The 18,526-nt window shown below is 67.1% G+C and carries 17 protein-coding genes and 1 tRNA gene; 9 read left to right on the forward strand and 9 right to left on the reverse strand.

Annotation, left to right across the window (positions count from 1 at the left end; all coding sequences use genetic code 11):
- Positions 1–6: 6 nt before the first annotated feature.
- The gene (nrtL, locus tag ACIQ8B_RS05875; RefSeq protein ID WP_403545565.1) at positions 7–1,158 is read right to left on the reverse strand and encodes an ArgS-related anticodon-binding protein NrtL; all 1,152 of its coding nucleotides are present in this window, start codon (positions 1,156–1,158) and stop codon (positions 7–9) included.
- Positions 1,159–1,254: 96 nt separating this feature from the next.
- Positions 1,255–1,752 carry a response regulator gene (locus ACIQ8B_RS05880; protein WP_391662883.1) on the reverse strand — a complete coding sequence of 166 codons (498 nt, stop codon included), beginning with the start codon at positions 1,750–1,752 and terminating at the stop codon, positions 1,255–1,257.
- 141 nt (positions 1,753–1,893) lie between these two features.
- Here ACIQ8B_RS05880 and ACIQ8B_RS05885 point away from each other — a divergent pair.
- Both ACIQ8B_RS05885 and ACIQ8B_RS05890 read left to right on the forward strand, forming a co-directional pair.
- Positions 1,894–1,968, forward strand: a tRNA-Arg gene (locus ACIQ8B_RS05885).
- A 473-nt stretch (positions 1,969–2,441) separates the two neighbouring features.
- On the forward strand, positions 2,442–2,963 hold the full coding sequence (locus ACIQ8B_RS05890; protein ID WP_403545567.1) for a hypothetical protein: 522 nt from the start codon (positions 2,442–2,444) through the stop codon (positions 2,961–2,963).
- A 74-nt stretch (positions 2,964–3,037) separates the two neighbouring features.
- Here the strand turns inward: ACIQ8B_RS05890 and ACIQ8B_RS05895 are convergent, their stop codons facing one another.
- Positions 3,038–4,420 (reverse strand): tyrosine-type recombinase/integrase, encoded by a 1,383-nt coding sequence (locus tag ACIQ8B_RS05895; protein ID WP_403545571.1) that lies wholly within the window; start codon positions 4,418–4,420, stop codon positions 3,038–3,040.
- Between the two features lie 384 nt (positions 4,421–4,804).
- Between ACIQ8B_RS05895 and ACIQ8B_RS05900 the strand changes: the two genes are divergently transcribed.
- Entirely contained in the window at positions 4,805–5,230 is a 426-nt protein-coding gene (locus tag ACIQ8B_RS05900; RefSeq protein ID WP_403545573.1) for a hypothetical protein, read from the forward strand.
- 424 nt (positions 5,231–5,654) lie between these two features.
- Here the strand turns inward: ACIQ8B_RS05900 and ACIQ8B_RS05905 are convergent, their stop codons facing one another.
- Positions 5,655–8,087, reverse strand: coding sequence for a DEAD/DEAH box helicase (locus ACIQ8B_RS05905; RefSeq protein WP_403545575.1), 2,433 nt, complete (start codon positions 8,085–8,087; stop codon positions 5,655–5,657).
- Positions 8,084–10,000 carry a site-specific DNA-methyltransferase gene (locus ACIQ8B_RS05910; protein WP_403545577.1) on the reverse strand — a complete coding sequence of 639 codons (1,917 nt, stop codon included), beginning with the start codon at positions 9,998–10,000 and terminating at the stop codon, positions 8,084–8,086. Before ACIQ8B_RS05910 ends, ACIQ8B_RS05905 begins: the two co-directional genes overlap by 4 nt.
- A 509-nt stretch (positions 10,001–10,509) precedes the next feature.
- Here ACIQ8B_RS05910 and ACIQ8B_RS05915 point away from each other — a divergent pair.
- Positions 10,510–11,175 carry a hypothetical protein gene (locus tag ACIQ8B_RS05915; RefSeq protein WP_403545579.1) on the forward strand — a complete coding sequence of 222 codons (666 nt, stop codon included), beginning with the start codon at positions 10,510–10,512 and terminating at the stop codon, positions 11,173–11,175.
- Positions 11,176–11,320: 145 nt separating this feature from the next.
- Here the strand turns inward: ACIQ8B_RS05915 and ACIQ8B_RS05920 are convergent, their stop codons facing one another.
- Positions 11,321–11,734: an ATP-binding protein gene (locus ACIQ8B_RS05920; protein ID WP_403545581.1), complete on the reverse strand. Its 414-nt coding sequence runs from the start codon at positions 11,732–11,734 to the stop codon at positions 11,321–11,323.
- Between the two features lie 253 nt (positions 11,735–11,987).
- Here ACIQ8B_RS05920 and ACIQ8B_RS05925 point away from each other — a divergent pair, with 253 nt between their 5' ends.
- Together ACIQ8B_RS05925 and ACIQ8B_RS05930 are read left to right on the forward strand one after the other, a co-directional pair.
- Entirely contained in the window at positions 11,988–12,839 is an 852-nt protein-coding gene (locus tag ACIQ8B_RS05925; RefSeq protein WP_403545583.1) for a helix-turn-helix domain-containing protein, read from the forward strand.
- A gap of 11 nt (positions 12,840–12,850) precedes the next feature.
- On the forward strand, positions 12,851–13,042 hold the full coding sequence (locus ACIQ8B_RS05930) for a hypothetical protein (RefSeq protein WP_403545585.1): 192 nt from the start codon (positions 12,851–12,853) through the stop codon (positions 13,040–13,042).
- Between the two features lie 92 nt (positions 13,043–13,134).
- On the opposite strand, the gene ACIQ8B_RS05935 is transcribed toward ACIQ8B_RS05930, so the two are convergent.
- Complete coding sequence (locus ACIQ8B_RS05935) at positions 13,135–14,364, reverse strand: HNH endonuclease (protein ID WP_403545587.1); 1,230 nt, start codon at positions 14,362–14,364, stop codon at positions 13,135–13,137.
- 277 nt (positions 14,365–14,641) lie between these two features.
- Here ACIQ8B_RS05935 and ACIQ8B_RS05940 point away from each other — a divergent pair, with 277 nt between their 5' ends.
- Genes ACIQ8B_RS05940 through ACIQ8B_RS05950 form a run of 3 tightly spaced genes read left to right on the forward strand, consistent with a single transcriptional unit; the run spans position 14,642 to position 17,282 of the window.
- A complete protein-coding gene (locus ACIQ8B_RS05940; protein ID WP_403545589.1) occupies positions 14,642–15,469 on the forward strand; it encodes a lysostaphin resistance A-like protein in 828 nt (275 codons plus the stop codon).
- Positions 15,466–16,623 (forward strand): sensor histidine kinase, encoded by a 1,158-nt coding sequence (locus ACIQ8B_RS05945; protein ID WP_403545591.1) that lies wholly within the window; start codon positions 15,466–15,468, stop codon positions 16,621–16,623. The genes ACIQ8B_RS05940 and ACIQ8B_RS05945 overlap by 4 nt, the downstream gene beginning before the upstream one ends.
- On the forward strand, positions 16,620–17,282 hold the full coding sequence (locus ACIQ8B_RS05950; protein ID WP_403545593.1) for a response regulator: 663 nt from the start codon (positions 16,620–16,622) through the stop codon (positions 17,280–17,282). The genes ACIQ8B_RS05945 and ACIQ8B_RS05950 overlap by 4 nt, the downstream gene beginning before the upstream one ends.
- Before the next feature lie 18 nt (positions 17,283–17,300).
- Here ACIQ8B_RS05950 and ACIQ8B_RS05955 read toward each other — a convergent pair whose 3' ends face one another.
- Together ACIQ8B_RS05955 and ACIQ8B_RS05960 are read right to left on the reverse strand one after the other, a co-directional pair.
- A complete protein-coding gene (locus ACIQ8B_RS05955; RefSeq protein ID WP_403545594.1) occupies positions 17,301–17,966 on the reverse strand; it encodes a hypothetical protein in 666 nt (221 codons plus the stop codon).
- The gene (locus ACIQ8B_RS05960) at positions 17,956–18,471 is read right to left on the reverse strand and encodes a SigE family RNA polymerase sigma factor (protein ID WP_403545596.1); all 516 of its coding nucleotides are present in this window, start codon (positions 18,469–18,471) and stop codon (positions 17,956–17,958) included. The genes ACIQ8B_RS05955 and ACIQ8B_RS05960 overlap by 11 nt, the downstream gene beginning before the upstream one ends.
- Positions 18,472–18,526: the final 55 nt, after the last annotated feature.

Raw genomic sequence — 18,526 nt, forward strand, 5'->3', positions numbered from 1 at the left:
GGCTTCCTAGAGATGTTCGGGTGCGTCGATGCCGAGCAGGGTCAGGCCGCCGGCCAGCACCGTCCCGGCGGCTTCGGCGAGGGCGAGCCGGGCACGGTGGGCGGCCGAGGGTTTCTCCTCGCCGAGCGGCAGTACGGCGGGCAGCAGGGGCGCCAGCACGTCGGCGACGGCGACCAGGTGCCGGGCCAGCCGGTCGGGGGCGCGGTGCGCGGCGGTGGCGGCGAGGACGCGGGGGTGGTCGGCGAGGGTGAGGAGGAGAGCTTGGACCTCCCCCTCGGAGGTGAGAGGGCCGGGCTCGGGGGTGAAGCCGAGGTCGGCGGCGTTGCGCAGGAGGGCGCGGGTATTGCCGCCCGCAGGCTCCTGCGCGCCGGGGGTGAGAGGGCCGGGCTCGGGGGTGAAGCCGAGGTCGGCGGCGTTGCGCAGGAGGGCGCGGGTGCGGGCGTGGGCGTACCGGACGCGGAAGAGGGGGTTGCTCTCGCGCTGGGCGAGGTGCGCGGCGTCGTGACCGAAGCCGAGATGGGGGCGGTCGTGCGGGGCGGGGTGGAGCAGGGCCCAGCGGGCGGCGTCGCGGCCGAGGGGCAGGGGGTCGGCGGGGGCGGGGACGGGGCGGAGGGGGGCGGCCTCGGTGTCTGTGCTTGTGGGGATGGTGCTGGGCACGTCGAGGACGCGCACCCAGGCGTCCTCGGGCGGACGGGAGCTGGACATCTCCGGGCGAGCGCCCTGCGACCGCAGCACCCGCGCGACAGAGTCCATGAGGACGACGGCCCGCACCTCGTGCGCGGCGTGCAGCCGTACGACCTGACCGGCGAGGTCGTCGGTGTGCCCGTACCGGAGACCGGCGCGCAGGATGGCGCGCACGAGCCGGACGGGGGCGGCGCCGGCGAGGGAGATGTTGAGGAACCCGGGTCCGGTGACGACGACGTCGCTGATCCCGTCGGCATGCAGGAGACGCGCGCGCAGCAGCTCGGCGACGGCGGGCGCGGGCCGCCCTGCCGGACGGGCGAGCTGGAGGGCGACGCTGGTGGCGTAGTCGCCGCAGCCTCCGGGCCCCGGGGGCGCGACGACGACCCGCTCGGGCACGGCCACGGAGAGTTCCCCCTCGTCCACGGCACGGCGCACCGCGTGCAGCACGGTGCGGGAGAGCTCGACGGGGGTCACGAGACAAGCGTAGGCGAGGAGGGGGGTGGGTAGGCGAACACGTTTGGGGGCTGTCCCGGGATGTGGACGGGCGTGGACAGCTTCAAAGGCTTGGTGTCATCCCCCGGCGTGCCCGGCAGCCGCCTCGGCATCCCCGCTCCCCCGCATCCCCCGCACATGTCCGACCGGCGCGTCGATCAACGACCGCACGACCCGCACCAGCTCCTGCGGATCGAACGGCTTGGCGAGGAAGGCGTCGACCCCGACGTCGAGCCCGCTCTCGACCTCGTGCTGCGTGCAGGCGCTGACGACGACGAGGGGGATGCCGGCGGTCCGGGGGTCGGACCGCAGCCGCCGGGCGGCGCCGAGCCCGTCCAGCCGGGGCATGACGACGTCCAGGGTGATGAGATCGGGCCGCACCTGATGCACGACTTCCAGACACTCGGCACCATCGGCCGCGGTCACCACCTCGACGCCCTCCAGCTCGAGGTTGACCCTGATCAACTGCCGGATGACCTTGTTGTCGTCCACCACAAGAACCCGGCCCGAAGTGCTCGGCACCACTCGAGAGTAGGTCGGGACCGGCCACCGCGTCCGGCGTTTGACCACTTCCACCCCGACCGGGGTACGGGCCGCATGGAGCGTCGGGCGGGGAACCGGGCGGGGCCGACCCCGCTCGACGCGGAAAGTGGTTCATGACCACCCCCGGAGAACTGGTAGTGTTCTACCCGTCGCCGCGATCACCGCGCCCGACACGCCCCCGTAGCTCAGGGGATAGAGCAACGGCCTCCGGAGCCGTGTGCGCAGGTTCGAATCCTGCCGGGGGCACCATCGATTAAGTGCCCAAAGACCCCGTCACCAGCGGAAACGCTGAGGTCGGGGTCTTCGCGTATGTGCAGGCTTGTGCTGCCGGGAGCGGCCGTATGTCGGGGCCTGTGGACGAGGCGTGGACGGGATCTTGGAGCATCGCCGCAGGTGATTGCTGGCGAAAGCGGGGCCTACAGGCCAACGTCCAACGCGGGTAGAGACGCCGTTCGCTCTCACGGAACCGCGCCCCCGCCGATCGGCACCTGCCCATGCGCTCACCGAAGCGCCTGGCAGCGATGACCTGAACCTCGCCTCGCCTGCCAGCAGTTCTCGCCACGCTCACTGGCCAACAAACGGAGTTCGCCTCGCTTCGGGACGCGGACTCACACCAACGGGACATACACACTTACACACGAGCGCTTGCGTTCGCGTGAGTATGTGTGAGTAAGCTTGAGTCAGCGAACACACCATGAAGTGTTCGCGAGGGAGAGGGAACAATGCGCCTAATTGATGGCACGCCGCAGGAGATCGCCGAGTTCCTTCGGCTTACTGGCGCGGACGAGGACGGCGACTCGGGGGCACCCGCCGAGGTCGCCACCGACACACCTGTCGACGCGTTGGAGTGGACCCAGATCAGCGATCTGGTCAACGGTCGAGCCCGCAGCGCAGATGTCGCCAAGCGAGTTCTGGACTTCTTGCGGGGGGTGGCAGACCTCGGCAATGTCGAGATCGGTCCAGGCACGTCCGAGCGCACCCAGGACGGTCTCACTGACTACGTGATGGTGCGCGACGCCGGCATCCGCCGCTACGGGGCTGTGGCATACGTCAAGCCCCGGAACGGTGGCCTGACGTTGCGCTTGACCAAGGAGGACGTGACCGATCTCCACGAGTCGCACGTCAGCTACCGCGATGTCCGACCAGGGCACCAGTATGTCGTGAACTGCCCACTTCGCGACGATGATTCCGTTAAGACAGCGCTGAAGCTGGTGCAGCTGGCTCTGGCGAAGGTCCGCAAGTAGGCGAAGAGATCAGGCCCCCAGATGGCAGTGAGGCCCCTGGACAAGTCCAGGGGCCTCAAGCACATGCAATGAGTTCACTCGTACTCGTGAAGCAGGTCCTCGATGCGCCGGTTGGCGACGTCCTGCCGTCCGTCGAGGCACTTCGCATAGCGAGTCAGCAGGACCTCGACACTGTTGCCGGCGCGCTCGGCCACCTCGGTGGGATCGACTCCGGCGTTGAGCCACGTCGACAGCGCCGAGTGCCGGAGGTCGTACGGCCGACTCGCGAGCGGCGAGGCTGCGACGGCCGGCGGAAGCGCGAGGAGCCGGGCCTCCTGCCACACCCGGTAGTAGGTCGAGGACGGGACGATCGAGCCCTTCTCGCTGAAGAACAGCCGCCCGTCGTCCGCCGTGCCGAAGGTGGCCAGGTGCTCGCGGAGCACGGCGACGAGGTGGGGCGGGATGGGCACCCTCCTGACGTCCTCGGTCGGCCGGTTCTTCAGCCCGCGGTCGTCATGGGTCTCCCCCGAGTCGGTCCACTGCTTGCCGACGGACGGACGCGTCCGGTGGAGCAGCACCGAGCCCCAGCCCTGCCCGGGAAGGTTCAGGTCCGTCTCGACGAGGCCGACCGCTTCCGCCGGCCGGAGACCGCCGAAGTACATGGCGGCGAACAGACCCACGAGGCGACGACCACGGGCACGCCGGTACCCGCCCACGTAGGAAACCGCCGCCAGCAGGTTCCGTGCTTGCTCCGGGTTGGCGACGACCCGCGGATCGACCTGGTTGGACACCTTCGGCTTCTGCCAGCGGACAGCCGTGATGGGGTTCTCCCGCAGCTCCCCCAGGTCGACGGCGTAATTCGCGGCATTGACGAGCGTCCGACGCTTGCGCCGCACCGTCTCCGCCGCTGCCGCCGTGCCGTCGAGCTTGAGCTTCAGCGAATCGAGGACCGCGCGAGCCCTGGCCGGTTCTGCAAGATCGGCGAGCGGCCGGGACGCCTTGGACACCCAGTGGAGAACGTTCCGCACGTCGTCCGGGACTTCCCGGTCATCGGGCCCCGGCAGCACGAAGGCCCAGTTGCGCAGTGCTCTGCGGATCACCTCGTCAGACGATCGTCCGGCGCGCTCGTCGAGGAGTTCCAGCGTCACGCTGGTGAGGGCTTCGTTGATGCCGTCCCGTGTGTTGGGGGCGGCATGGGGCCACTTCATGGCGAGGTACCTGAGAGCGAAGGCGTACCACGACACGGTCGACTTCTTCTCTTCCATCGAGGCCGGAAGGCCCGACTCCGTGTCGAATTCCTCGCCGTCGCGCATCGCGCGCATGAGCTTCGTGCGGTAGTGGTCGGCGAGCGCCTTGGTCCGGAAGGACTCCGAGAAGACGTTGCCCGCAACAGACCAGCGGACTCCATATGAGGGCGTCTTGGTGTCCCGCTTACGAACGCTCCAGACCTTCACATCAAGGCGGCTCGCTCCGCTCACCGCGCGCGGCCCAGCCCCCGGCCGGGCCTGCGCTCCTGTCTCCGCCCCGCTTCAGCCCGGCCGGCGCCCGTGCCGCGCACACATCAATCAGCCGCTTACCGCCAGAGAGGAAGTACGTCGTGGCTGGGGCGGTCGGCTCCGCGATTTTAGCCAGCCACTTTGGCGCGAGCCTCGAAGATCATGGCCCCAACGTCGTGCTTTAGCGGGCAGGTCCACAGACTGCCCGACGCGCCGGAAGCTTACGGGGCCATGATCACTCGCGCCAAAGCAGCTCCCGGCCAAAATCGCTACGCCGACCGCGTGAGTAGCGACCGCTGGCATCAACCAGACGCAGACCCTTGAATCCTGTTCTGCGCAGCAACCGAAGCATCTACCATCCCTGACATGCGAGCCTTTATCGCCTGCATCAAGGCGACACACCGATCAAATTGGGACATTTGCAAGAATCACGGCATTTGGGGTGTGCCAGGGGCGAGCAATAACGCAAAGAAGGCGGCCGAGATGGTTCAGGCGGGTGACCGGGTATTTGTCTGGTTCGCAAATGGACCGTCAAGAGACGGCGGGCTTAGAGCAAAGATCCAGGCAACTGCAGCAGCGAGCATTGCCCGCGAGGCGCCATGGCCTGACGCAGATAGATACTCCCATACCTTCCCGATGAAAGTCGTGCACGATCTGGGGATTTGCATACCTGATCGATTCCCAGGAAATAAGGCGAGTGAAGTCTTTGGGGTTGAGAATATCTGGCTAAATTGGGGGTTTTGGCACATCCAGGATGAAGGCGTAGTGAAAAACCTGGAGCAGTGTTTCTAGAAGCCTAAGTAGACCTCAGCAGTCGCGCTCCCGGCCCGCGTTTCGGGCCGAGCGATAGACCACGAGTAGCCACCGCGAATAGCATATGGCGGCTCCACACATCATCCGCCAGGGAACGACGGCGTACGAGGCCGGGTCGTCCATCTAACGAACTTGGAGGAGACCGCAATCGCCGGCCTGGCCTCCACTGTGCCGTACAAGGTGGAATACTTCACGACAATAATCGACGACGGCCTGCAGACAACGGCTTCTCAACTTGACCTAATACAGCGATCGAGAAGGCCCAACCGCGTCGAACGTGGTTGGGCCTTCTCCCTTGAGCGCGAAGATGATGCGGGTGACAACAGTAGTCGCAACGCCCGCGGGTGCCACATATCCTACGGGCATTCCTGCGCTTGTGTCGGCGCGCACGTGGAGTCGTCAGCTATTTGATTAGGTCCAGCCAGCGCCCGTTCGCTGCCTTTATGGCGGTCTCCGTGGCGAAGAGGTAGCGCCACTGGCCGTATACGCCCGCGTCGTTGACCTGCTCCACCCACGCTTCGGCAGCCTTACGCTTAGCTACCACGCTCTCGTCGTTAGCGTCATCATCGGCCTTGCCTTCTATGAGCCAGTGAACCCCGTTGGTATCGATGGCGATGAAGTCGGCAAAGTAGCGTCCTCCCTCCCACTCGATCCATGTAGGACCGTTGGTGTAGATGCGCAGCCACCACTTGATCTGTGAGGAAGAGTCGAGCATCTGCGCCAGCGAGAACTCCGTAGTGCGGGCATCGAAACTTGAGACGTTCTCGACGCTCTTCTGCCACTCCCCATACCAGATGCCTTTTGCGAATTCCGCCCACTTGCTCAGTATGGGAGAAGGCATGGGCCGCGAGGGCGGCAAGATCGGCACCTCGATGACGTTGAAGTCCCACGTGGGCGTGGTGGCGCGCAGCTCGTACGCCTTGATAATCATGGTCTCAATGGCGCGGGTTGCGAGGGCTGTGCGCTTCACGCTCCACTGGGCGTGTTCATTGCCGGTCACTCCTGCGCCGTCGAGGAACCAGCCGATGACATTACTTGCGGCTTGAAACTCAGTGAGCGTGGACGCAACTACGCTAAGTCCAAGCACCTTGGTCTCAAGCTGCTTCTTCACCGTGGACCATGGCAGCGTCTCAATGTAGGCTTTCTCTTCTTCTAGGAAGCGCTCACCGACCACTACCTCGCCATCGATGCCGCGTTCGGCGTCGAGCGCCACACGCTTCATGTAGACCGACTCGTCGGAGAGGTACTTGCTTCCAAGGTCTCGAGCCTGTTGTTCCGTGATCAAGCTCAGCGAGAACTTCGTGGGGATGGCTTGGCGCTCAAGCCGCGGGAACTTGATACGAGGAGCACTGTTGACCGGGGATACGAACTGAACGGTGGCAGCAGCGCCTTTCTCTTGCTGCTCCACCGTGGTGTCATACTGCTGCACCTTGAGGAGCACGGAGGGATCGATCACCTCGCCGCCGTGGGTGTTGTCGAAGACGAAGGTCAGACTCGGCTGAGTCATCGCGAGACCACCCGGTACGGAGGGTCCTCCGCCTTCCTTGCCCGACTTCTGGACTGCCGGCGTGGTGCTCAACTCCTTGGCACCGGCGGCACGTTCCTCAAGCACCTGCTCAAGGAGTGCTTGCTTACTGGCGAGCAACTGTCGGTAGGACTCGTGGGCAACGATGTCCACAGTATCGATGGCCTCAATGCTGGTGCGCTCGCCGAAGGGCAGACGCAGGCCGCGGCCAAGCACCTGCTCCGTGAGAGTGGCAGATAGCAGTGGGCGGAAGCTCACGATGACACCGATGTTCCGAACGTCCCACCCTTCCTTGAGCTTGTCCACGCTGACCACGGCGCGGACAGGGGAGGTGGGATCTTCGACCGCCTTGAGCGCTCGTAGTGCCTTGTCGCTCGATCCACCAGTAATCAACAAGACCTGATCCGGTTCGGTCAGAAACTCGGCGCGGAGCGTTTCAGCTACCTGCTCGGCCTTCTTGACCTCCTCGCATACCACGAAGAGAACAGGCACAACTGTCGTCTTGCCGATGGCGTGTGCGTAGGCCCGCCATGCGGACTCCTTCACGTCCCGTAGGTGGCAGGCGTCGGCAAGCTGCGAGCGAGTGTCCTTGGTGCCGTCCTCGCGGTACACCACCACGGGGATCTTCACGAGGCCGTCTGCGATGGCTTCCGCGAGCGTGTAGCGGAAGATGACCTTGCCCGCCCTCGCATCGGCCTTGTTGGGAGTCGCTGTCAGTCCGACGATGGCACGAGCACCCAACTCACGAATGGTGGCCCCGTACTTCTCCGCGTCACCAGAGTAGACGTGATGCTCATCAGCCAGCACTACAAGGTCATCGAGTCCCTGTAGGTGCGCATAGAGCGCTTCTCCCATGCTCTCGTTCTCATCGTGAATCTTTCGGCGCATTTCCTCGCTCGGCTTGAGGAGGGTCTGCACCTTGAAGATGAAAAGCTTGAGCTTCGTGGAGTCATTCATGTCGTCCACGTGCTGCTTGAAGTTCTCAGCCGTGACGACCACGGGCTCCCATGCCGCGCCTTCAATGTACTTTCGACTACCGGGAGTGAAGTTCTGGATGGTCTTCTCGTAGATGACGTCCAGCGGCACGATCATGACGACGTTACGCACGCCCGCTTCGGCAAGGTACTCAAGGATACCTGCTGCGAGATACGTCTTGCCGACGCCGGTAGCAAGGTCGCAGATGAACTCACGCCCATCACCTTCCGCCAGGTGTTCCGCAACCTTGTGTAGCGCTCGCTGGTTGGCGTCACGGAGGTCCAATCGCGCTGCGATAGCTTCGACCCTCTGCGGCTCGTACTCAACCCAACTCATCGGATCACCCTTGACTGCTTGAAGAGACCGTTCGGCACCTTGATTACTCGCGAGCCAACCCGCATATCCGCGAGCAGAGAGGTGGCATCAGGGTGTACGGCGACACCAGCGAGGGTCAGTGTCTCGTCATCGTTGAGCAGAGAAACGGCATGCTTGATCTGCGCTTCATCCACCACGCCGTCTACGACTACGAGGGCATCACGGTTCTTCAACCCGACAATCCCGCGCCTGTCGGGCGTGAGCGTGTAACCAAGCTGCGCAGCGACCCACGGCCCTAGGTCGGCCGCACCATCTGCAAGGAACACTCGGTCGCCGACAACCACAGTCTTCGGCTCCTCTACCCTCAACATGCGGAAGCCGCCGCCTCCGTGCCACAGACGTTCCTTTGAGGGCTTCGTCTTCATCTGCTTAACGAGTGAAGCGAGCGTGTCAGCGTCGGCCTCCAGCACTTCCGCTTTCACAAGTTTCTCGAACACCTTGCGCGCCTCATCGAGCGCGGCCACTGTTACCTCATCCGGCAGGGAAATGCTGGCAACACGTTCCTTGGGTTTCGTAACGCCACCCATGTCAGAACCGTCCACCACCTTCGCCAAACGTGGTGCCGTAAAGTTATCCACCGTAGTCTTTACGGTCTCAACTGTGATCCATCGCCGCCCGAGCTTGTGCGCAACTGCGGCGGTAGTGCCAGATCCCGCAAAGCAGTCGACCACGACATCTCCCGGCCGAGTGGTCACTTCGATGATCTTGCGCAGCAACCTCTCCGGCTTAGGTGTGGAGAAGGGGTTCATGCCCGGAAAGAGAGCCTTGATCTCCGCCTTGGCCTCACGGTTATGACCTACTTCTGAGTTGAACCACATGGTTCGCGCGTTAGAACCCTTGTCCGGCTGGATTCTTTTACGACCAATTGAACCTTTCGGGCGGATGATGTACTCCGGCCACATGCCCGCAGCCTTCCGCTTCTCGGTCAGCTCGCGCGCTTCCTCAAGAGGCACATCTAGCAGCAATGCTGGAATTCCCTTGCGTAGCTCCTCAACAGAGACGCCGCATACTTCGGCGCGCTTCTCGTCATCGTCGAGGACCACCTGCTTATAGGGCGCATACTCAGACAGAGCGGCAAGTACCGTCTCCTGCTTTGTGCCCCAACACCGCCCATTGGCCGGGTACATGAGCTCACCAGTGATAGGTGACTGAATAGCGTACACCCACGTCTGATTACGGTGTGCGGACGGTGCTGTCGGGTTATCGTCGTACCACGGACGGGGATCGCCATCTACGGACTTGTAAATCGAGTTCAGGGACTCATCGCGTGCGGACCGGATGAGTTGCGCCTCCGACGTCTTGCCATAAACAAGCAGCGTGTCATGGTCTGGCGAGAAGTTCGGAAGGTCATTCCGCGGCCCATCAGCCTTTTGCCAAACAACCGTTCCCAGGTGGTTATTTATTCCAAACTCTTCGTCTAGAACCATTCGCGCGCGGTGAACTTCGGCATCGTCGAGATGCACCCAGATCACGCCGTCATTGCTCATCAGTTCACTCAACTGCTTGATGCGGTCTCGGAACATAGTGAGCCAGACCGAATGATCAAAATTATCGTCGTAGAACTCACCAAAAGTCTGCTCGGTATTGAACGGCGGGTCGATGTAGACCAGCTTGACCTTGCCCTTATATTCCCGCGCGTATTCAGGAATCGAGTTCAGAGCGTGTAGGGCCTGGTATGAGTCTCCGACGATGAGCAGGTTGTCAGCAGTAGTGCCGGTCACCTCACCCACGCGGTCGGTCTCGCTCAGCAGCCGGACTTCCGTCACGCGGGGGTCGTCTCGCTCGATCCACTCATAGCCGCCCGCTGGCAACGGCAGCAGGGCCTTGTCTTGATTGAACCAAGTCAACGCCAACCGCTTGCTCGACAACTTCACCGTCTCCGTCAACCACCGCGCTGGCCGATCCAGCGACGGACCAACACTAGCCGCTGCCTCCGACAGTTCGTGGTGGGATGCCCAACGTGGAGCGCTCGTAGCCCTCACAGGGCGCGTAGCGCCATCCTGAGTAGCAGGAGGCGCGAGAGGTCGCGCCGATCACGCCTCACGGCTGCCGTCGTAGGGAGTGCTCGGTCGTGGACTATCCGTGGACGACAAGCAGTCGGCGTGACACGGTTGAGACTGTGACCAGCACGTTTGATGTGAGGCAAAGGGGCCTCCGGAGCCGTGTGCGCAGGTTCGAATCCTGCCGGGGGCACCCTGCATGAGGTGCCCAAGGACCCCGTTACCAGCGGAAACGCTGAAAACGGGGTCTTCGCGTGCAGGCGTATGCCGCTAGGAGCGGCCGTACGTCGGAGCTGCCCAGGTGGGACGGACAGGCCGCAGTCTTCGGAGTGATCCACCGGTCAGGACCCTGGCGTGTCAGATGCGTGCGCTTGGATGAGCGGGTGACCGTTCATGACGTTGCTCGACACCTGCCCGAGATAGCCGTCCTACGTGAGCACTGCCGCTCCATGGCCGTCCTGAAGGCAGTCCTGAGCCCTGAGTGGGAGAGCCGTCGCCACTCCTTCGACGACCACTGGTCCGAGACGGAGTCGATGGCCTCGATGCGGAGCGGGTCGGGCGACGAGTACTCGATCGTTTTCTCGGCCGCCGGCGCTTACGTGCGAGGGTTCGACCACGAGTCGCCCATGAGCCCTTATGCGGAAGACGGGCCATGGCCCGGCGTGCTCGACGAGGTTCCCGAGGTCTTCCGGGCCTACGTCGAGGAGCCGGCGTTCTCCGACGAGGACGGGATGCCTGTTGTCACCGCCTGTACGTGGCGAGAGACAGTCGACGACCGCTGGAAGGCAGGAACGATCGATTTTCCCGATACGGCAACAGAGGATCCGGACGGTGCCGGATACCTCTTCCAACTGCTGGTGGATCGCACCCCGGAGGCGTTCCAGCGATGGGCCGAGGACTACTACGAGGTCCCGGTCCACCTGGAGGCCGTTCGTCACGTCTTCTCCTCCCGCCCGCTGACCGAAGAGGTGGTCCGCGCGCTGAACTCGGAAATCGTCATGGCGGATCTCTCTGAGGACATCGCGGAGATCGGCTATCCGACGAGCTGAGACGCAGAGCACAAAGACGCCGCGGGCGGAACGCCAGGGGTCTCTACGCGCTCGACGACCTCGGTTCCGCTGAGTTGGGGCGGTCGGCCTGACAGTGCGGTGAGGGCCCTGCTGTCAGGCCGGCCCTGCCGACCGGTTCACCAGGTCAGTCGTCTTGGCGGTAAGCGAGGCCGGCGACCACGGAGGTGCCCCGTGCAGGGCGGGGGCGGACGGTCCAGGCCGCGGCGAGGTGGTCGACGAGGAGGAGGCCCCGGCCGTTCTCCGAGTCCGCGCTCGGGTGAGCCAGTTCCGGCTTGCCGATGCCCGGGTCGGAGACGGCGAGCCAGTAGTGTCCTTCGGCGGGCCACAGGACGAGTTCGATCAGCTCCTCGTCCTCCCCGCGCGCTCCGTGGCGGATGGCGTTGGTGACCAGTTCGGAGGTCAGCAGTCCGAGGTCGTCGCCGAGGCGCGGGCGGAGGGCGCGCGGCAGGGATTCGGTCACGGCGTGGCGGGCCCGCCGTACGGAAGCGGGGTGGGCGGGGAGATGCCAGTGGATGGGCACCAGGGGGATCTCGGGCATGGCGAACTCCGTTCACTTGTACAGGGGTTGGACTCGCCGGTGGCCTACCGCCCTGGTCGCGGACATACCCGTCCCAGGGCAGGCGGGCATGTTCGCGCGGTGCACTTCCGGCATCGCGTTGTGTAACTTGCGCGATACTGACAGTAGAGCAGCAGGGGCCATATTTGCCATGTGGTCCGGAACAATGGCCTCGATGCGGTGAACCTGTGCTTATAGGACTGATCCGGACACCACACCGTACGGAAGGAACGTCATGCCCCCGAGGACGGTTCTCACTCAGCGTCAGAAGCGTCTGGGCAGTGAACTGCGCAGGATGCGCACCGCAGCCGGCATGTCCGCGGAGTACGCTGCCGGGCTCCTCGGCGTCGACCGGAGCCGCATCTCCAACATGGAGTCCGGACAGCGCGGCATCAACGCCGAACGGCTGCGCACGCTGGCCTGCAACTGTGACTGCACCGACGAGACGTACGTCGAAGCCCTCGTCGAGATGGCGGAGCCGAGCCAGACAGGATGGTGGGAGCGTTACCGGGGAAGCCTCCCCCAGGGTTTACTGGACATCTCGGAAACCGAGGCATACGCGGTACGTCTACGGGGCGCGAACACCGTGCACGTGCCAGGGCTGTTGCAGACGTCGGAGCACGCCATGGCCATCTTCCGCGCCGTCGTACCGGAACTTCCCGAGCATGAGGTCGCTCTCCGCCTGGCACATCGTTCAGAGCGCCAGAGCGTGATCACTCGCGACGATCCCGTCCCGTACGTAGCCGTCATCCATGAAGCGGCGCTTCGGATGCAGTTCGGGGGACGGGACGTTGCCCGGGGGCAGTTGAAGTACCTGCTGGAAGTGTCCGAATGGGACCACGTCACCGTACTTGTGCTCCCCTTCGACCACGGCGCCTTCCCAGGAGCGGGACAGACGGTCGTCTACGCCGAGGGGCCGGTGAGGCAGCTCGACACCGTGCAGATCGACAACTCTCACGGGCCGGATTTTCTCCACGCGGACGGCCAACTCGCGAAATACCGTGCCCAGCTCGACCTGTTGGAAGGTCTGGCACTGTCACCGGAACGGTCCCGCGACTTCATCCGCGAGATCGCTCATCACCTATGAGGAGTGACCACATGGCTGACATCACCTGGGAAGCCCCGTTCTGCGGTGAGGGCAGCTCCTGCTTCCGCCTCGGTACCGATGTCGACGGCAACGGGTACATAGCTGTCGCCGGCCAGGAGGAGAGCCCCCTCACCGACTCCCTCGAAGCCCTGCGCACCCTCATCACCGACATCAAGGCCGGGAAGGCCGACCACCTGCTGTAGGGACGCATGCCGCGTTACGTGGCCGAGTGACGCGAGCGTCCGCGTGTTCGGCCGCCTCGGCCGGTTCCCGGTCCCGGTCGTGGGCGGCCGAGTCAGCCGGCGCCAGGCGTCCGTGCATGGAGGTCGCAGAGAGCGCGGTGGTAGGCGATGTGCGCCTCGTCCACCGGGTGTCTGGGGTCGCGGCGGAGTGGGCTGGGGGCTCTGTCGCCTCTCGTCCCTCTGACCAGGCCGTCGGAGTCGACGTAGATCTCCAAGCCGTCGAAGAGGACGTGGCAGTTCGCGCACAGGCACAGGAGGTTCTGGAGTTCGTCGGGGCCGTGGTGGGGGCTGCCCAGGCCTCTTATGTGCGCGGCCTGGCTGTACGGGCGGTTCAGGTGGCGGAGGGTCGTGCCGCAGATCTGGCACCGGTTGTCCTCCAGCTCCTTGACCTTTCTGGCCAGGGCTTCGTCCCGGACGATGACGGAACGGGTCGCCTCACGGCGCGGTGCGGGGCCGGTCGCCCGCCCGTGCTCGTCCATGGCGGCACCGCCGCTCTCCTCCCCCGAGGGGTTCAGCAGCCCACCTGCGGTGGTGTATCCGGACAGGCCCATCCGTGCGAAGAGGGCCTGGCGGTCGACGTCCTCGAGATACGTCTCGCAGATCGTGGCGATGGCGTCCAGGCGGGTCACCGGGTCGCGGAGGAGATCCGCGGTCTCGGCCGTGAAGCCGGCCTGCGGATGGTGCTCGTTGAAGGCACGCGTATTCGGCATGCTCTTGGTGAGCTCGGCCGGTATGCCTCGGACCTCCCACAGTCCGCTGCCCTGGAGGTGCCAGAACGGGTACTCCGGTGTGGACTTCGCGTTGGGCAGGCCGAACTCGACGAGGAGCGGGCCGACCTCGTCCCGGAACGTCGGCCACGGGATCAGGCGGGGCCGCTCGTCGGCCGCGCGGGATATCGCCCACAGGAGGCTCAACGGCTGGTGACGGCTGGGTGCCGGGTTTCCGGGGCCACGGGAGACCTTGAGTTTCCGTAGGCACGCCAGCAGGGCGGCGCGGTCGCGGGATGGTTCACCGGTCTCCACCACGAAGCCGAGCTCGCGCAGGCATCGGGCCACCGTGGCCGCGCCGCCGCTGAAGTCCGCCGCCCTCAGGAAGTCACCCGTGGCATACCCGTGGGCGACGCCCGCGATGGCCTTCGAGTCGTAGCGGAGACCGTCCAGCACGATCTCGTACGACCTGGCTCGCCCGAAGCCGTACGTCTGGAGGAAGGTGTCCCGGCCCAGGCGGCGGAACTCCTCGGTCGCCGCGATGACGTGGTCGTACCTGATGTCGCCAAGCCCCATGCAGGCAGGCTAGTCGGACAGTATGACGAGTCATGCGCCCGGTAGGCAGCGATCATGCGAAGCGGCCTCCGCGTGACACACTCCCCCGCCACTCCCGGCGGCGCCCTGGTCCCCGACAGTGAACGGGGTGCACCGCGCCCCCTGTCCCCCGTAGGAGCTACGTGCAGGTGTCCACTCGCTGGTGACGCTTCCCGCGACGCGGATCCGTACCGTCAGGGGTGTCGGAGCGGCGGTCCTCTCACCGCCGCGTTCCCCCCCTTTCGCCGAGGAGCAAGTCGTGCGTGTCGTCTGGCAGTTGCTGGCCGTGGTGGTGGTGTCCATGGTCGCGGGACAGAGTGTGGCCGCGGTCCAGGACAATCCGTGGGCCACCCTCGGCGTAGGGCTGGTGGCGTCGGTGCTGGCCGTGTACGTCTACGCCTGGGTGGTGGGGCGCACCGAGCGGCGGGCGGTCGCGGAGGTGGCCCGGAAGGGCGCGGCCGGGGCGGTCGGCCGGGGGGTGCTGATCGGGACGCTGATGTTCGTGTCCGTGGTGGCGAACATCGCCTTCTTGGGGCACTACGAGGTGGAGGGCTGGGGGTCGTACACCGGCGCCGTGGGGCTGGCCGGGTTCATGGCGGGCGCCTCCGTCACGGAGGAGCTGCTGTTCCGCGGGGTACTGTTCAGGACCATGGAGGGGCGGTTCGGTACGTGGGGGGCGCTGGTTCCGACCAGTGTGCTGTTCGGCGCGTGGCATCTGGCGAACCCCGACGCGAGCCTGTGGGGCGCCGCCGTCATCGCGCTGTCGGCGGGACCGATGCTGGGGGCCGCGTACGTGGCCACCCGTAACCTCTGGATGCCGATCGGCGTGCACTTCGGGTGGAACTTCGCCGCGTCCGGTCTCTTCAGCACCGAGGTCTCCGGCAACGACACCCAGCAGGGTCTGCTGGACGCCTCCACGTCCGGGCCGACCCTGATCAGCGGGGGTGAGTTCGGCCCCGAGGCCAGCCTGTACACGCTGGCGGCCGGGCTGCTGCTGACCGCCGGCTTCCTGTTGCTGGCCCGCCGGCGCGGCCACCTGACCCCCCGTCGCTCGCAGCGGGCCGACGCGGCCGTGCTCTCCCGGTGATCCGTCCACGCGGGCTGCGGCAGGTCTGGGACCGGACGCACGTCACGGTCCGGGACCTGCCGTTCGCCGTGCTGCTGTGTTCCCTGGCGTTCCTCCCGAGCCTGCGCGGCAGCGGCACCGACATCGGCGCGGTCGCGGAGCGCCCGTACGACGCGGTGGCCGCCGTGGCGATCGGGGCGCAGTCCCTCGCGCTCGCCCTGCGGCGGCAGTGGCCGGCCCTCTGCCTGGCCCTGGTGGCGGCCGGTTTCGTCCTCGACCAGCTCCGCGGCTACCACTCGCTCGCGGGCACGGCGCTCCCCCTCGCGCTGCTGAGCGCCGGCGCCCACCTGGAGCGGTACCGGCGCACCACGGCCGCCGTGCTCTCCCTGGCGTACGTGCTGTTCGTCGCCGAGCTGCTGCGGCGCGGGGCGGGCGAGCCGCCGGCCGAGTTCGTGTCGTTCTACGTGGCGCTGTGCCTGCTGTGGGGCGGCGGGGCGTGGCTGCGCTCCACCCGGATCGCCGAGGCGGAGCGGCGCCACCAGGTGGCGGAGCGGACGCGGGCGGCCGAACGGGCGCGGATCGCGCGGGAGTTGCACGACGTGGTGACCCACCACGTGACCGCGATGGTGGTGCAGGCGGAGGCGGCGCGGTATCTGACCGCCGCGCCCGAGCGGCTCGACGAGGCGCTGACGGCGGTCAGCGACACCGGGCGGCGGGCCGTCGCCGATCTGCGGCACCTGCTCGACCTGCTGAACCCGGACCACGGCGAGGGCTCCCGGACCCCGCCGGTGGGCCGGCTGCTGACGCTGGTGGAGCAGACGCGGCGGGCCGGGCAGCCGGTGGAGTTCACCGAGGAGGGAACCCCGGCGGCGTCGACCGGGAGCGCGGACCTGGTGGCGTACCGGGTGGTGCAGGAGTCCCTCACCAACGCGCTCAAGTACGCTCACAGGCGACCTACTTCGGTTCTGGTGCGGCACAGCGGGAGGGACATCACGGTGGAGGTCGGCACGGACGGTCCCGGAGCGGGGGCCGTGACCTCGCCGGGCGGCGGCGGGCGGGGGCTGGCCGGTCTCCGTGAACGGGTGGACGTCCTGGGCGGCGCGTTCGAGGCGGGGCCGCGTCCCGGAGGGGGGTTCGCCGTGCGGGCGCGGATACCCACCGGCAGCCCGTCGTGAGCGGCGCCCCGATCAGGGTGCTGGTCTGCGACGACCAGACGCTGGTGCGCACCGGGCTGGTGACGATCATCGGCGCGCAGCCCGACATGGAGGTGGCGGGCGAGTGCGCGGACGGGCGCGCCGCCGTCGACCTGGCCGCTCGGGTGCGGCCGGACGTCGTGGTGATGGACGTGCGGATGCCGGTGCTGGACGGCATCGAGGCCACCCGGCTGCTGGCCGGCTCCGGGGTCCCTGATCCCGTGAAGGTGCTCGTGGTGACGACGTTCAACCTCGACGAGTACGTCTACGAGGCGCTGCGCGCCGGGGCGAGCGGGTTCCTGCTGAAGGACGCGCCGCCGGACCGGCTGCTGCTCGGCATCCGGACGGTGGCCTCGGGCGCGGCGCTGCTCGACCCGGACGTGACCCGGCAGCTCGTGGGCCGGTACGCCTCCCGGATCCGGCCCGTCGCGGGCGGCGACCGGGAGATCCCGCTGACCCCGCGCGAGCTGGAGGTGCTGCGGCTGATCGCGGACGGGTTGTCCAACAGCGAGATCGCGGCGGCGCTGGTGATCAGCCAGGAGACGGTCAAGACGTTCGTGTCCCGCATCCTGTCCAAGCTCCAGCTGCGGGACCGGGTGCAGGCGGTCGTCTACGCGTACCGGCGCGGACTGGTCGACTGACCTGTCCGGGAAAGGCGTTCAGCGCGGGGCGGGTGTCGTCGCGAGTTCGATCCGGTCGCCGTCGCGCAGCCGGTCGTGCAGCCACTCGGCGTCCCGTGCGCTCAGGCCCACCCAGCCCGTGGTGCCCGCGAGGGCGCGCAGCACCTTGGCGTCGAAGGAGAGGGCGCCCGCGTAGAGGTGTTCGCCGCCGGGGGCGCGCAGCTCCACCAGGTGGGGCACCTTCACCTCGCGGACCTCCGTCCTGGTCCGCAGCGGCAGCACCGCGCCGGAGCTCCGGGCGACCACCGTGAGCCGGGCGCCGGACGGGAGGCGGCCGGCGGCGCGCAGGTCGACCCGCAGCACGCGGTCGCCGAAGGTGAGGGTGCGCAGTCGCGGGTCGAGCCGGCCGGACGGGCGGGGTGCGCGGGTCGGGGTGGAGGTGGCGGAGGGCCGGGCGGGGCTGGGTGAGGCGGCCGGGGGCGCGCCGGGGCGGTGCCGCTCTCCGGTGGGGTGGCCGGTGTGCGGGGCGAGGGTCACGACCGTGACCGCGCAGGCGGCCGTGGCCGCCGTGCCGAGCGCGAGGACCGTCCTGCGGCGGCGCGAGCGGCGCCGGGCGCGGTCCCGGACCTCCGCGGCGGCCAGGGGCGGCGCGGCCTCGTGCCGGGCGGCCAGCTCCCTTAGGGCCGCGGACAGTTCATCCGACACGGCCGCCCTCCTCCCAGGCCGGCTCCTCGGCCTCGTCCACCGCCAGGTGTCTGGCCAGCGCCGCCCGTCCGCGGGACAGGCGTGCCTTGACCGTGCCGACCGGTGCGCCGGTCTCGGAGGCTACCTGCTCGACACTGAGGTCGCACAGATGGTGGAGCACGACCGCCATCCGCTGGGACTCCGGGAGTTGGCGCAGGGCGGCGACCAGGGCGGTGCGGTCGGGGTCCGGTCCGGGCGTCGCCTCGGGCGGCGGGGAGTGCCGCACCAGTTCCAGCCAGCGTTTCGTGCGGCGCCAGCGGCTCACGGCGAGGCGCATGGCGACGGTGCGCACCCATGCCTCCGGCGCCTCGTCGGCCGTGAGCCGGTGGCGCCGGTCCCACGCGCGCACGAACGCCTCCTGCACCACGTCCTGGGCCTCGCCGAGGTCCCCGGTGAAGGCGAACAGCCGGCCGGTCAGACGGGGGAAGGCGGCCGCGTAGAAAGCGTCGAACTCGTTCTCGTCCATGCCCTCCACCGCAGTCTCGGATCACCCTCCGGCCCGTCCGGCGCGGTCGTGCCGG

Origin of the sequence: Streptomyces sp. NPDC096105, from assembly GCF_044763335.1 — a bacterium.
Lineage (GTDB): Bacteria > Actinomycetota > Actinomycetes > Streptomycetales > Streptomycetaceae > Streptomyces.